Below are 13813 nucleotides of genomic sequence, written 5' to 3' on the forward strand. Positions count from 1 at the left end.
ACACGCTGCCTTCGGGTACATCACGCCCCGCGAGACACGCCAGCGGCTCTCCAGAACGACCAAGCACTCGCAGCGTAGAAGAAGAGTGTCCAGGATCACGGGGAAACTTCACTCGGCGCGTCCATGTCCTTGGCGTCACCGCCCACCCGACCGGCACATGGGTCACCCAACTCGCCCGCAATCTGCTCATGGGCCTCGAGGACAGAGCCGGGCGCTTCCGGTTCCTCATCCGTGACCGAGACAGTAAGTTTACCGCCGCATTCGATGCCGTCTTGGCTGACAACGGCACAGCCGTCGTCCTGACTCCGCCGCAAAGTCCCCGGTCAAACGCGTTCGCCGAACGATGGATACGCACAGTCCGTACCGAGTGCACCGACCGACTCCTGATCACCGGTGAACGGCACCTGCGTACTGTCCTCAACCAGTACGCCGAGCATTACAACTCGGGGCGGACCGCAGCCTCGGCCTGCGTGCCCCTGACGACGACCCGAACGTCATTCCTCTTCCGGCTGCCATGGTCAGGCGCCGCCAGGTACTCGGCGGGCTGCTCAACGAGTACCGCACCACGTCACCCCGGTTGCCTCATCATCCGCAGGGAAAGCCCAGCTCAGCAGCCTGATCGGAATATTGACACCCTTCACGGGGCAGGTGGTGGTCCTCGATACGACGCCGTTGCTGGTCAAGGTGCTGGCGATGGCGGCGCCTCACCTGGCCCTGCCCGTCCCATTCTCCGAGGCCAGCGGTTCACCTGTCGCCCAGCAGACCGTCGTGGAGACCCTCCAGGAAGAAGGCGGTATAGCCACCGGTGCCGTCCTGGCCGAACATGCGGCAGCCATGTCCGGTTCAGGCTGCGTCGGGGACACCCGGAGTGTTGCAGGACAGCACACTGCTTGAGCGGGATGCGTCTCATGTTGATGGCGGCGACGGCTGCCATGCCGTCGCGGAACGCCTGCGCGGTGTCGGACGGTTGGACGGTAGTGGTCTGCGTGGTGGCGGTCATGACCGGGCCGGCTTCGTGAGGCGCGGGTCGAGGCCGTACTGCTCGTGGGCGCCGAGGTTCTCGCGCAGGGTAGGGCCTTCGTAGTCGTCGTGGAACAGGCTCCGTTCCTGCAGGATCGGGACGACCTGGTCGACGAAGGCATCGAAGCCGTCGTGGTAACCGTCGACGGCGATCGAGAAGCCGTCGCATGCCCCTGCCTCGAACCACTGCTGCATGTGGTCGGCCACGTCGGCGGCGGTGCCGGCGACCACCGGGTGGTAGTCGATGACGCCGTGGGCGAGTACATCACGCAGGATCCAGCCTTCCCGGGCCACTTCAAGGGCGCGGGCGGACCGCGGGTCGTGCGGGCTGGGTATGGCGTCGGCGAGCTGGTCCGCGGTCAGTGGCTTGTCGAGTTGGCCGGGGCCGAGCGGGAGGCCGATCATGGCGCCGAGGTAGCGAACGCGTTGGTTCAGGTCGACGACCTCGTCCAGGAAGCGGCGCCGTTCCAGGGCGGCCTGGCGGGAGGGAGCGATGGTCGGCATGAAGCCGACGAGCATTTTCACCTCGTCCGGGTCGCGTCCGGCGCGCTTGGCGGCGTCCCGTAGGGCCTGGCGTTGGGCCCGGGCGTCCTCGATGGTGTACGGGTTGGCGTAGACGCCGCTGGCGTAACGGCCCGCGAGTTCCAGGCCGTAACTGCCGCCGCCTGCCTGGAAGATGACCGGCTGGCCCTGCTCGGACGGGGGGATGGGCAGCGGGCCGCGGGAGGCGGCGTGCTTGCCCTGCAGGTTGACCGGCTGGATCTTGTCCATGTCGGCGAACCGCTTGCCGTCGACGTCGAGAAGCCAGGCGTCTTTCTCCCAGCTGCCCCACAGCCCCTGCACGATCTGTATGACCTCGTGGGCACGCTCGTACTTCTCCGCGCGCGGCGGGATCGTCGCGCCGAAGTTCGCCGCGGCGGCGGGGTCGGAGGTGGTCACCGCGTTCCAGCCGGCCCGGCCGTGGCTGATCACGTCCAGGGCCTTGAACTGGCGAGCGAGATTGTAGGGCTCGGTGAACGTGGTGGAGGCGGTGGTGACCAGGCCGATCCGCTCGGTTTCGCGCGCGAGGACGGTAAGGATCAGCAGCGGGTCGATCATGTGGTGCGGGGCATGGTGGTCGAGGTCGACGTCCAGGACCGGGGTGTCCGCGATGAACAGCAGCTGGATCTTGCCGCGCTCGGCAGCCTGCGCGTAACGCACGAACTGGTCCATGTCCGTGTAGCTGTTCAGGTTCGCACCCGGCAGCCGCCAGGCCCCGGGTGCGGCTCCGTATCCGCCGCTGAACTGCATGCCCAGGACCATCTGTCGGCTTGTCACGGTTACTTCTCCAGACCAGGCAATGGGAAACGGAGATACCCTCCGCTTACCTTCCCGAGAATACGGAGGCATCCTCCGAATTGTCAAAAGTGTGCGGGGCTGGGTCCGGGCCGGCCGAGTGACGGCCCGGACCCAGGCGCCGCATGGTTCTTGCGGGCGGAGGAACTACGGCATGTCGAGGACTCCCGGGGTGTCATGCAAGACCACGCTCCGCTGCAGCGGAACCCGCTCCGTGCGGAGCGTGTTCACCGGTGCCACCGGGTCAGCCATGCCGAAGGAGATGCCGAACAGCAGCTTGAGCTCCGCGGGGACACCCAGGAACTCGCGGACGGTGTCGGCGTAGACGCCGAGCACGGTCTGCGGGATGCCGGCCAGTCCCCGGGCCGCCAGCGAGAGCAGGAAGTTCTGCGCGTACATGCCGATGTCGCCGGCTGTCCGCACCCCGTCGCCGAGCGCCGGCATGAACAGGAAAGCGGCATGGGGGGCGCCGTAGAACTCCAAGTTCTCGCGGACCGCAGCCCTCCTGCCGTGCCGGTCCGAGCGCTCGACGCCCCGGGACCGGTAGACGCTCGCGCCCAGGGCTTTCGACCGCTCCAGGTAGATGCCCTCGCCGTAGCCATCGGTGAAATCCGGGGAGGTCCGTCCCTCCTCCTCTGCCCGGAGCAGCTCTTTGCCCAGGGCCTCCCGCGCCGCACCCGAGACGACGTGCACCGTCCATGGCTGGGTATTGCTGTTCGAGGGGGCCGTCTGTGCGTCTTCCAGCACGCCGCGGATGTCCGAAGGGGACAGGGCGGTGGGCAGGAATCGCCGGGGGGAGCGCCGGGAGCGTGCGATGTCGGTGAAGGGTGATGCGGTGCCGGGCAAGGCGGTTCCTCTCCATGGCGCGCAGTCGCCGCCCGGCGCAGTACAGCAGGCCACGCAAGGAGGCAGCCGGCGTAAGGCCCGGGTGCGGACGCACCCTCGCGGGTACCGGCAGGCTTGCGGATGCTCTCAGGCAGCGGTGTGCTGGGACTGCAGGCCGCAGCGCGGGGGACTGTGCGCTCTTCGTGTTCGTCTTGTTTGTTCGTTGCGTGCCGACGCTGCCGCCCTCGTGCCGTTGCGTGCACGAGAGCCCTGTCGGGTGACTTAGCGGTGGGCGGCGCGGTTCATCTCGACGATGTCGTCCAGGGTGGCCGTGGCCGGGCGGGTGGCGAGGCGTTCCGGCAAGCTGTCGCGGATGCGGGCGTCCTTGACGCGGTCGGCCGCGGCCAGGGCCGCCGGCAGCTCGTCGAGGGTCAACTCGGTGCAGTAGGCGGGGCTGTTCGGCTGCTGACGCCAGGAGTCGGCCAGCGGGCCAGCGTCGTAGGGGTCGAAGCCGGTGTCGTCCACAAGCTGCATCGCCACACGCCGCGCCTCCTCGGAGTCGCCGGCGACCGGAATGGCGAGGCGGCCGGGCGTTCCGGCTGGCACGCCCCGGGTCCGCTGGGTTTCGGCCAGGGCCGCGTTCCACGCCTTGACCACGGGGCGCCCCAACTGCTGCGCGTTCCACACGCTCTCGACCTCGCCATTGTCCACGGCCTCGATCTGCCCGCTCAGGAACGGATAGTAGTTCGAGGTGTCGATGACGACCGTGTCGGCGGGGACCGAGGCGAACAGACCGGCCAGCTCCCCCGCCACCCCGAAGGGGATGGCCAGGACGATGACGTCCCGGTCCTGGACGGCGTCGGCGAGGTCCGTGGCGCGGGCCCCGGATTCCAGCACCTCCGCCCGGACGGCCTCGGGGCCGCGGGCGTCGGCCACCTGGACGTCGTGACCGGCCGTGCTGAGCTTGGCGGCGAGGTTCCCGCCGATGGCGCCAGCGCCTATGACAGTAATTTTCATGATTTGTCCTTTGAGAGGTTGCACTGCCCCTGAGGGCAGCACGATGTGATGGCTGGGTGGTGGTGCCACCTGGTGTTGCGGGGCCGGGGCGGGGGCCTGACCGTCTACGCCTGGGTGTCCCGCTCGCGGTAGCCGCTCGCGATGAGTGTGCGCAGCCGGTCGAGTGACTCCTTCTCGGTGCCAGTGCCCTTGATCCAGGCAACGGAACAGGCCGCGAGGAACAGGTCGTGCCCGCGCACCGACGCGCGCACGCGCCCCGCGAGGTGCGCGGCTCGCACGTACTGATCGGTGGCGGAGATGAGGATGTCGCAGGGAATCGTCAGCGGATTGTCCGGCTCCTGCGCCCTGGCCGCGGCCATGAGCGGGTCCGGCAGCCCGCTGAAGGCGCTGAAGTAGTCCTCCATCGCCCGCAGCCACTGCTCCAGCGCCTCGGCGGGGTCGTCGAGCTGCTCGATGTCCGCCTGACGGGCCACCAGTTCCTGGGAGCGTGTCTGCAGCACAGCCGCCAGCAGCGCCTCCCGGGTGGGGAAGTGCCGGTACAGGGTGCCGGGCCCGACACCCGCCTCCTTGGCCACCGCCTCCAGGGAGGTGCCGACCCCGTGCTGCTGGAAGTGACGCTGCGCGGTCTCCAGGAGGGCGGCGCGGTTGCGCTGGACGTCCGCGCGGGGCTTGCGCCCCCGCAGTTCACCGGCGCTCATGCGCCCTCCTGCCTGTCCTGATCCTGCGGCCACATCAAAACGGATGCAGCCTCCGTATGCATTCGAGAGTAAAACGGAGGCGGCATCCGGTCAAATCGGCGGCCCGACCACGGAGCGCGGACAGCACAGGGGCCGCCCTGTCTGGCCGCAGTGCGCGGAGCAAGAGCCGTGCGGAGCCGGGTGGGCGCAGTGCCGCACATCCGGTCCCGACGACTTTCGACGTCCTGGACCGTGACCTGCTTGTTCGGCCACTCCTGAGCCGAGCCCCGACCCGTCTCCCGGCCCAGGATGTCAAGAGGTGAGCTGCTGGTGCCCTATGACGGAGAGCAGTTCGAGCTTGCTGTGGCTCTCCGTGCCGGGGCGAGTGGTCAGCACCACCAGGGTCTGGGCACGGTTCTCGGTGAACAGGACCTGAGCGTCGACATCGATGCGGCCGAGTTCGGGATGAAGGATGGTCTTGCAGTCGTCGTAGCTCTGTGCGACCTCCTGAAGTTCCCACATGCGGACGAACTCGGGGCTGTGTTCCTGGAGGTCGGCGAGGATCCGGGCGGCTCGGGGGGTGTCGCTGCCGGCTGTCAGCGCGGCCCGCAAGCGAGCCGCCTGGGCACGGCCGTGGCGTTCGTGGGTCTCCTCGGGAACCATCAAACGTTCGGCCGGGTCCATGAACCAGCGGTAGTAGCCGCTGCGGGCCAGACCGGTGTGACGGGTCTGGTCGCCAAGCAGCGCCACGGCCAAGGGGTTCATCGCGAGAGTGTCGAACAGATCGGTCTGCACCATGGCCGGGGAGTCGTCCAGGCGGTCCAGGACCCGCATCAGCGGCGGGCTGACATGTTCGGAGCGATGGAAGCGGGCCGGAGCGTTGTGGCCGATGAGGACGAAGAGATGATCGCGCTCGTCCAGGGACAGCCGCAGCGCCCGGGCCAGCGCCGTGGTGATCTGGACGGAAGGCTGCGGAGCACGCTGCTGTTCCAGCCGGGCGTAGTAGTCGGTGGACATGCCGGCGAGCTGCGCGACCTCCTCGCGGCGCAGTCCCTGGGTACGCCTGCGCGGCCCCTCGACCAGTCCGACGTCGCGGGGCCGCAGCGTCTCACGCCGGTGGCGCAGAAATTCCGCCAGTTCCTTCTTGTCCATGCCCCCATCCTCGCCGTATCCAGGCCGCCTATCCAGAGACCGCCAATCCATGGCTGAGCACTCCTCTCCCACCCGCGCCAAGCCGCCCATGAGTGAGGCCGATGACGAGGCCGCTCGCGGCAGGAAGACCCGATGGGCCCTTGACCTGCATAACCCGCTGGGAAATGCGCTGGCCGACGCTTTGGGAGCGGCCCCGGGCAAGGACGGAGCCGGGGCGCATCCCGTGCGACGAGCGTGGCGACGCCGAAGACGCTTCCTCACCGTTCCGCGTACGCCACTACAGGTCGGTCAGCTGCTGGCGATCATGGCGAGGACATCGTCGTAGGAGCCGGTGGCCACCGCGTCGCGGATGAACCTCGCGCGCTCGACAACAATCTCCTTCGCGTCGGGCTTCTCTCGCAGCAGGTCGAGCGCCTGGGTGAGGAAGTCGTCCAACGGCATGGCGTGGTCGTTGTCCTCCTGGCCCAGCAGGGTCGTGCGCACCCCCGGCGGGACCATCTCGATCACCTGGACACCGGCGTCAGCACCAGCGAGCTGGATGCGCAGGCTCTCGGAGAAGGAGTGCAGCGCGGCCTTGGTCGCGCTGTAGGTCGGTGTGCTCGCATACGGTACGAACGCCAGCGCGGACGTGACGTTCATGACGACCGCGTCGTCCTTGCCCGCGAGCAGGGGCAAGAAGGCGTACGTCATCCGGATTGTGCCGAGCAGATTGGTCGCGACGTGATCCTCGGCGACCGTGAGTTCGGCCGGGTCGAGGATGTTCTCGCGCAGCATGATGCCCGCGTTGTTGACCAGGACGTTCAGATCCGGGTGGCTCGCCGCCACGGTCTCACGGGCCCGGGCGATCGAGTCGGGGTCCGCGACATCGAGGACGAGCCGGTTGATGCCCGGGTGCTCGGCCGTGATCTCGTCGAGGAGTTCCTTGCGCCGGCCGGCGACGACCACCTTGTTGCCGGCCTCGTGCAGGCGCAGGGCCAGGCCGAGCCCGATGCCCGAGGTTCCGCCGGTGATCAGGATCGTGTTGCCGGTCATCTTCATGGGGGTCTTGCTCCTTCGGTACGGCGGGCCGGTGAGCGCCCGCAGCCTCGACCGTAGGGGCGCCCGCGCACGGGCGGGAGAGGACGGTTCATCCATGGATCGGCGGTCTCTGCCTGGTGGAGTGGACCCATCCAGCGGATCCGGTGTCGCTTCGGCGTCGCGTCATCCGAGGTTGGCCCTGGACGTGCCCACACTGACTTCCCCTTCTGACACCGGGAACTGAAAAGTCCAGCCGCTCTGGGGCCCAAGCCCGTCGGACGGCCGCACACGCCACATCCGCCAGGCCGATCCTGGTCGGACGTCGGTACGTCGCATTGCCTGCTCAAGTGACATAGCGGAGGGCTTCGCACCATGTCTGACCAGCGGGCGCCTTCGGGGATGTGGGGTGCCTGGTCAGAGACGATCCGCAAGGTGCGCCCCTTCCCCTGCTTTACCTCGGCGCTGAGACCTGGTCCCTGGGCGAAGCAGCCATGGAAGGAGGCTCGGATGTGCCCTGCATTGGGCCCAGGCACTCCGTCGAGAATCTCAGGGAAGGCGGCTGGCGAGGCGAGGGCGGTGACTGGACCGCCCGGCGCCTCCATCGTGGCCGTCAGCTGAAAGACCGCGTCACCTGCCGCGGGGCTTCGAGCCGGATGGTCATCGAAAAGGAGACGCTGGGCGTGCTCACGGGAAGGACCCTCGGGCCCTCATCTGTGCTGGCGCACGGCGGCCTGGAGGATGCCGCCGGTGGGTGAGATATATGCCGTCGAGGTGTGACTGCGCTCGACGGGCACGGCTACTTGCCCGCGCCGACCTTGGCGGTGTCCAACTCGCCCTGCGGCGGCGTGGTGGTGCGGGAATGCAGGACCTTGCGGGCCTGTTCGGTGTCGAAGTCGTTCTCCCACTTGCCGATCACGATGGTGGCGACGGCGTTGCCGAGGACGTTGATGAAGACGCGGCCCTCGTTGAGCATGCGGTCGATGCCGACGATCAGGGAGAGGGCGGCGAGCGGGATGTGGCCGACCGCGGTGACGGTGCTGGCGAGGACGATGAACGCGCCGCCCGCGATTCCGGCGGTGCCCTTGCTGGTGAGCATCATGACGCCCACCATGATCAGCTGCTGCTGCCAGGAAAGGTCGATGCCCATGGCCTGGGCCAGGAAGAGGGAGGCCATCGTGAGGTAGACCGCGGAGCCGTCCAGGTTGAAGGAGAACCCGGAGGGGATGACGATGCCGACCACGGGCCGGCCGATGCCGAGGATCTCCAGTTTGCGTACCAGCTGGGGCAGGACGGCCTCGCTGGAACAGGTGCTCAGGGCGACGAGCAGTTCGGCCTTGAGGAAGCGCATCAGGCCGAACAGGCTCAGGCGGCAGGCCCGCATGATGGCGCCGAGGACGACCAGGACGTAGACGACGCAGGTCGCGGTGAACAGGATGATGAGGTAGCCGAGCTGTTTGAGGCTCTCGGCGCCGTAGGTGGCGACCACGGTTGCCAGGGCGCCGAAGGTGCCCAAGGGCGCGAGCCGCATCACCCAGCCCACGATGCGGAAGACGACGTCCGACAGCGCCTTGATGCCGCGGGTCAGTGGTGCCCCTTCTTCGCCGGCCATGTTCAGGGCCACACCGAAGACGATCGAGACCATCAGCGCGGCCAGGATCGCATCACCAGTGATCGCGCCCAGCAGGGAGGCAGGGATGAGGGAGGAGACGAAGCCGGTGAAGGTGGCGTGCTCAGTGGCGTTCTTGGGCACGTCGTCGGCGTTCAGTGACGAGGGGTCGACGTGCAGGCCGGAGCCGGGCTGGAAGATGTTGGCGACGACCAGCCCGATCAGCATGGACACCAGGGACAGCACCAGGAAGTAGCCGATCGCCTTCACACCGATCCGGCCCGCCTTGCGCAGGTTGTCCATGGAGGCGATGCCGGTGGTGACCACGCAGAAGACGACCGGGATCACGATCATCTTGACCAGCGCGATGAACCAGTCGTTGAGCGGCTTCAGGTCCTCACCCAGCCCGGGCGCGAGGATGCCGACGGCGATGCCGAGGACGGCGGCCAGTACGACCTGGAACCACAGCTCCCGTATGAGACGGCTCAGCCGTGACCGCTGCGGGCGGCCGGCGGTGGTGGTGCTTGTCATCGTTGGTGCTCCCTTGCACGACGATCGTGTGTAGCCCTGTCCCGTGGGGGGTCGCGAGGGACGCGACGCGGCTCGCGCTCCCCCGATCTCGTGTGTGGCGCCCCTATCCGGCCCTATCCGGCGGCGCCGGCCGACGGCGCCCGCCCGGTGGCGGGCGCGTCCGCGGTGGGGTGGCGGTCAGCTGTGCAGGGCGCGCAGCACCTTGTGGAAGGCGGCCTTGCTCTCGAAGCCGATGCCGGGGGTGTCGGTCAGGCCGACGCGGCTCTTCTCGACGACGGCGTCGTCGGCGAAGCCTCCGGTGGGCTGGAACTCGCCCGGGTAGGACTCGTTGCCGCCGAGCTTGAGGGCGGCTGCGATGTGCAGGGAGAACTGGTGCCCGCCGTGCGGGATGCAGCGCCTCGATGACCAGCCGTGCTGGCGGAGCATGTCCTGGATGCGCAGGTACTCCACCAGACCGTAGGAGAGCGCGGGGTCGACCTGGATGGTGTCGCGGTCGGGGCGCAGGCCGCCGTAGCGGATCAGGTTGCGGGCGTCTTGGAGGGAGAAGAGGTTCTCGCCTGTCGCGATGGAGCCGGTGTAGTGCTCGGCGACGGTGGCGTTGAGGTGGTAGTCGAGCGGGTCTCCGATCTCCTCGTACCAGAACAGCCCGTAGGGCTCGATGGCCCGCCCGTACTCCAGGGCCGTGTTGAGGTCGAAGCGGCCGTTGACGTCGACGGCCAGCCGGGAGCCGTCGCCGTCCAGGACGTCGATGACGGCCTCGATACGGCGCAGGTCCTCTACCAGGTCGGCGCCGCCGATCTTCATCTTGACGACGTCGTAGCCCAGGTCGAGGAAGCCGCGCATCTCGTCCTGAAGGTCGGTGAGGGTCTTGCCTGGGGCGTAGTAGCCGCCGGCGGCGTAGACGAAGACGGAGTCGTCGGGCTGCCCGTCGCCGTAGCGCTCGGACAGATACCGGTACAGCGGCTTGCCCTCGATCTTGGAGGCCAGGTCGAACAGGGCCATGTCCACCACACCGACCGCGACCGAGCGCTCGCCGTGCCCGCCGGGCTTCTCGTTGTTCATCATCACGTCCCACGCCTTGGCGTGGTCCAGGCCGCCCTGCGCGTCGAGCAGGCTGTCGGGCTCGGCCTCGAGGAGGCGGGGCAGGATTCGGCGGCGCAGGATCTCTCCGGCGCTGTAGCGGCCGTTGGAGTTGAAGCCGTAGCCGACCACGGGTTTGCCGTCGACGATGACGTCGCTCTCGATCGCCACGATCGAACAGTCCATGGAGCTGAAGTCGATCCAGGCGTTGCGGATGGAGGAGCTGATCGGAACGACGCCCTCGTAGACGTTGGTGATCTTCACCGAGAAACCTCTCTAATATCTTATAAGATACGACGCCTGTTAGACTGAGCTGGTCCGCTGCGGGATGTCAAGGGGTGGGGAACCTCCGGAAGGGAACGGTCAGGGGACTATGGCAGGGCAGAACCTGTTCTTCAGCAAGAGCGACCTCGCCTACGCAGAACTCCGCGATCGGATCCTCTCCGGCACTCTCCCTGCCGGGTCACGGCTGGCCCAGTACGACCTCGCCGAGTCCCTCAACATGAGCATCACGCCCCTGCGCGAGGCCATCCGCCGCCTCAGCAGCGAGGGACTCGTCACCGTCGAGACCCACCGCGACGTCCGGGTCTCCGTCATGAACTCGAACGAAGCCCGCCAGCTCTTCGAGGTACGTCTGTCCCTGGACCCGACCGCCGCCGAACTTGCCGCCCAGCGACGGACCGACGACGACATCGCCACCATGCAGGCCGCCGTCAACAAGCTCCTCCCCGTCACCCGCCAATGGGGGGAGGAGGCACTCACGGCCCACCGCGCCTTCCACCAGGCGCTGTACCGGGCCTCCCACAACGACGTACTCATCCGTCTCCTGGACGACCTGTGGGACAAATCCGATCGCTACCGGCGCCTCGGCCTCGAACTCCCTCCCGGTGACGAACCACGTACCAGGGACCTACAGGAACACCTCCAACTTGTCTCCCTGATCGTGGACGGCCGTGCCGCCGAAGCCGCCCAGCTGATGCGAGGCCACATCACCCACAGCCTCACCGCCACCGCCATCAGCGCCCTCGAAGACCGCGAGGGCATTCGCGTGACGTGACGCGCGGCGACCGCCCAGTCGTGATGCGTAGAGGTCGGACTGATGAAAATGCGTGGGCTGGATCGTTTCCTGGCGCCTGGGTGACCGACAGCTCCAACCCTGTGGGTGCCGGAAAGCATGTCACCCGGGTTGGCCTGCTGGTTCGAGTTTGCCAGAGCTCGGGTGGCTGCAGGCTGTTCTGGGGCAACATGCGGGGCGTGGTGATACGGCTGATCTACCTGCTCGCCTGTCAGACGTTCCGGTGGCTTGTCCTCCTGGCCCGCTCGAGTGCGGCGAAAGATGTCGAGATCTTGATGCTCCGGCATCAGCTCGCCATCGTGCAGCGCAACCGGCTTCGGCCTCGGTTCTCCTGGAGCGACAGGGCTGTCATGGCAGCTCTGCTCCGGATCGTGAGCAAGGAACGGCGTACCCAGGTGGCCTTGCTGGTCACTCCGCGATCGGTTCTGCGCTGGCACGCACGGCTCATCGCTTGGAAATGGACCTACCCCTCCCGTCGTCCTGGGCGACCACCGAAACCAGAGGCGCTGCGGCAATTGGTCGTGCGTTTGGCGCGGGAGAACCCCGGATGGGGATACCGCCGCATCCAAGGAGAACTCCTCGGCCTGGGACGCAAAGTCGCCGCCTCGACCGTCTGGTCGATCCTGAAGGAGGCCGGGATCGACCTGTCGCCGCAGCGCACGGACCGCTCCTGGGCTACCTTCCTCAAGGCCCAGGCCTCCGCGATCGTGGCCACCGACCTCTTCCACATCGACACCGCCTACTTGCGGCGCTGGTTCGTGCTGTTCTTCATCGACCACGGCACCCGGCGGGTACACATCGCCGGCATCACCCGACACCCGACCGGCCAGTGGATCACTCAGCAGGCACGCAACTACCTTATGGACCTCGGCGACCGCGCGGGGTCGATCAGGTTCCTCATCCGGGACCGCGGCGCGTACTTCACCGACAGCTTCGACGCCGTCTTCCAAGCGGTCGGCGTGCGGGTCATCCCGACACTGCCCCAGGCGCCCCGGATGAACTCAATCGCAGAACGCTGGATCGGATCATGTCGCCGCGAGGCCACCGACCGCATCCTGATCACCGGACAGCGACATCTCCGCCTCGTCGTCAATGAGTACGCGGAGCACTACAACAGACACCGGCCACACCGATCCCTCGGCCAACGGCCACCAGACCCACTGATCACATTTGAAACGCGGCCAGCCAGCGCCTCCACATCGGTCTCCCGGAGTGATCGACTTGGTGGCCTCATCCGCGAATACAAGCAGGTCGCATAGGTTGACAGCGTTTCCGGCACCCACAGGGCTTCACGGACGCCGATGGTCATGCCTGACCAGCTCGCCTGAACGCCCAGGACCGGCACTAGTTGACGCGTCAATCACCGGCATATAACGTAGCTGACGCGTCAACCAAATGGTTTGGGGTCGCCGGCCCGGCCATCCCGTATCTGCCTCACTGCGGGGCATCGAGATGTCGGTGCACTGCCGAAGACCCGCGGACGCAAAGTTCCAGAAGGGGAATCTCGTGAGTACTGAGAACAAGGCCGGACTCGGCGCGCTGTTGACGCCCGAGGAGAGCGTGCTCGCCCTCATCGACCACCAGCCGTTCCAGGTCGCCAACCTGCACAGCCACGAACCGACGATGGCCATCAACAACGCCGTCGGGCTCGCCAAGGCCGCCAAGGTGTTCGAAGTTCCGACCATTCTGACAACCGTCCTGGAGGAGCGCGGCGGCCTTCTTCTCCAGGGGTTACAGGACGTGTTCCCGGAGCAGAAGCCGATCAACAGGACCTTCATCAACACTTGGCAGGACGAGCGTGTTGTGGACGCCATCAAGGCGACAGGACGCAAGAAGCTGATCATTGCAGGCCTCTGGACGGAGGTCTGTGTGGCCATGCCGGCGATACAGGCGGCGGGCGAGGGCTTCGAGGTCTTCGTCGTCACCGACGCGTCGGGCGGTGTCTCGAAGGAGTCCCACGACATGGCGGTGCAGCGCATGATCCAGGCGGGCGTGACCCCGATCACCTGGATCGCCGTGCTGGGCGAGTGGCAGCGCGACTGGGCCCGCGAGAAAACCGTGCAGGGTGCCGCCGAGGTCCTGGCGCAGCACGGCGGTGCCAGCGGTGTGGCCTTCGCCTGGGAGATGCAGCTCCTGGCCACGCCCACCGGAAACGAGGCCTGACATCGCCGCCGCCCCGGCACCGATTCGTATCGGGTACTGCCTGTCGTTAACCGGTTCCCTCGCGGACAACGGCCGGTCGGCCCGTCTGGCCCATGAAATCTGGCGTCAGGACGTCAACAGCCGGGGCGGCCTTCTCGGCCGCCCTGTGGAGTTCGTCCGGTACGACGACGAAGGGAATGCCGACAACGTTCCCAGGATCTACGAGCGACTGATCGACGAGCACGACGTGGATCTCGTCATCGGTGGATACGGCACCACGGATTCTGGATGAAAGCGCAGCTAGTCCTGCGCCCTTTCAGTCCTGGTGTGGGCGGA

General features: G+C 67.5%; 13 protein-coding genes and 1 pseudogene. 6 read left to right on the forward strand and 8 right to left on the reverse strand.

Features of this window, described 5'->3' with window-relative positions; all coding sequences use genetic code 11:
* Positions 1–188: 188 nt before the first annotated feature.
* Both ACFZCY_RS41245 and ACFZCY_RS41250 read left to right on the forward strand, forming a co-directional pair.
* Positions 189–392 (forward strand): annotated as a pseudogene (locus ACFZCY_RS41245) (integrase); the annotation flags it as partial.
* Positions 393–627: 235 nt separating this feature from the next.
* Positions 628–894, forward strand: a complete 267-nt coding sequence (locus ACFZCY_RS41250; RefSeq protein ID WP_391186027.1) for a hypothetical protein — start codon at positions 628–630, stop codon at positions 892–894.
* A 102-nt stretch (positions 895–996) separates the two neighbouring features.
* Here ACFZCY_RS41250 and ACFZCY_RS41255 read toward each other — a convergent pair whose 3' ends face one another.
* From ACFZCY_RS41255 to ACFZCY_RS41290, 8 genes are all read right to left on the reverse strand, one after another.
* Positions 997–2337, reverse strand: a complete 1341-nt coding sequence (locus ACFZCY_RS41255) for an NtaA/DmoA family FMN-dependent monooxygenase (protein ID WP_391185846.1) — start codon at positions 2335–2337, stop codon at positions 997–999.
* A gap of 165 nt (positions 2338–2502) precedes the next feature.
* The gene (locus tag ACFZCY_RS41260; protein WP_391185850.1) at positions 2503–3201 is read right to left on the reverse strand and encodes a nitroreductase family protein; all 699 of its coding nucleotides are present in this window, start codon (positions 3199–3201) and stop codon (positions 2503–2505) included.
* Positions 3202–3462: 261 nt separating this feature from the next.
* The gene (locus tag ACFZCY_RS41265) at positions 3463–4197 is read right to left on the reverse strand and encodes an NAD(P)-binding domain-containing protein (protein WP_391185853.1); all 735 of its coding nucleotides are present in this window, start codon (positions 4195–4197) and stop codon (positions 3463–3465) included.
* 104 nt (positions 4198–4301) lie between these two features.
* Entirely contained in the window at positions 4302–4895 is a 594-nt protein-coding gene (locus tag ACFZCY_RS41270; RefSeq protein WP_391185856.1) for a TetR family transcriptional regulator, read from the reverse strand.
* 291 nt (positions 4896–5186) lie between these two features.
* Entirely contained in the window at positions 5187–6026 is an 840-nt protein-coding gene (locus tag ACFZCY_RS41275; protein WP_391185858.1) for a helix-turn-helix domain-containing protein, read from the reverse strand.
* Positions 6027–6314: 288 nt separating this feature from the next.
* Positions 6315–7064 (reverse strand): SDR family NAD(P)-dependent oxidoreductase, encoded by a 750-nt coding sequence (locus ACFZCY_RS41280; RefSeq protein ID WP_391185860.1) that lies wholly within the window; start codon positions 7062–7064, stop codon positions 6315–6317.
* A gap of 775 nt (positions 7065–7839) precedes the next feature.
* A complete protein-coding gene (locus ACFZCY_RS41285; protein WP_391185863.1) occupies positions 7840–9180 on the reverse strand; it encodes a cation:dicarboxylate symporter family transporter in 1341 nt (446 codons plus the stop codon).
* A gap of 177 nt (positions 9181–9357) precedes the next feature.
* Positions 9358–10524 (reverse strand): enolase C-terminal domain-like protein, encoded by a 1167-nt coding sequence (locus tag ACFZCY_RS41290; RefSeq protein ID WP_391185865.1) that lies wholly within the window; start codon positions 10522–10524, stop codon positions 9358–9360.
* A gap of 109 nt (positions 10525–10633) precedes the next feature.
* Between ACFZCY_RS41290 and ACFZCY_RS41295 the strand changes: the two genes are divergently transcribed.
* The 4 genes from ACFZCY_RS41295 to ACFZCY_RS41310 all read left to right on the forward strand — a co-directional run bounded on the left by ACFZCY_RS41295 (position 10634) and on the right by ACFZCY_RS41310 (position 13769).
* A complete protein-coding gene (locus tag ACFZCY_RS41295) occupies positions 10634–11317 on the forward strand; it encodes an FCD domain-containing protein (protein WP_391185868.1) in 684 nt (227 codons plus the stop codon).
* Positions 11318–11397: 80 nt separating this feature from the next.
* Complete coding sequence (locus ACFZCY_RS41300; RefSeq protein WP_391185870.1) at positions 11398–12594, forward strand: integrase core domain-containing protein; 1197 nt, start codon at positions 11398–11400, stop codon at positions 12592–12594.
* A gap of 247 nt (positions 12595–12841) precedes the next feature.
* Positions 12842–13498, forward strand: a complete 657-nt coding sequence (locus tag ACFZCY_RS41305; protein WP_391185873.1) for an isochorismatase family protein — start codon at positions 12842–12844, stop codon at positions 13496–13498.
* Positions 13440–13769 carry an ABC transporter substrate-binding protein gene (locus tag ACFZCY_RS41310; protein WP_391185876.1) on the forward strand — a complete coding sequence of 110 codons (330 nt, stop codon included), beginning with the start codon at positions 13440–13442 and terminating at the stop codon, positions 13767–13769. Before ACFZCY_RS41305 ends, ACFZCY_RS41310 begins: the two co-directional genes overlap by 59 nt.
* Positions 13770–13813 lie beyond the last annotated feature (44 nt).

It is taken from the genome of Streptomyces sp. NPDC007983 (assembly GCF_042958345.1).
Taxonomy (GTDB): domain Bacteria; phylum Actinomycetota; class Actinomycetes; order Streptomycetales; family Streptomycetaceae; genus Streptomyces.

What these genes read in the sequence shown, in the direction of transcription:
- ACFZCY_RS41265 (WP_391185853.1), bottom strand. Translation starts at nt 4,197, where the DNA reads ATGAAAATTACTGTCATAGGCGCTGGCGCCATCGGCGGGAACCTCGCC.
- ACFZCY_RS41270 (WP_391185856.1), bottom strand. Translation starts at nt 4,895, where the DNA reads ATGAGCGCCGGTGAACTGCGGGGGCGCAAGCCCCGCGCGGACGTCCAG.
- ACFZCY_RS41295 (WP_391185868.1), top strand. Translation starts at nt 10,634, where the DNA reads ATGGCAGGGCAGAACCTGTTCTTCAGCAAGAGCGACCTCGCCTACGCA.
- ACFZCY_RS41285 (WP_391185863.1), bottom strand. Translation starts at nt 9,180, where the DNA reads ATGACAAGCACCACCACCGCCGGCCGCCCGCAGCGGTCACGGCTGAGC.
- ACFZCY_RS41280 (WP_391185860.1), bottom strand. Translation starts at nt 7,064, where the DNA reads ATGAAGATGACCGGCAACACGATCCTGATCACCGGCGGAACCTCGGGC.
- ACFZCY_RS41275 (WP_391185858.1), bottom strand. Translation starts at nt 6,026, where the DNA reads ATGGACAAGAAGGAACTGGCGGAATTTCTGCGCCACCGGCGTGAGACG.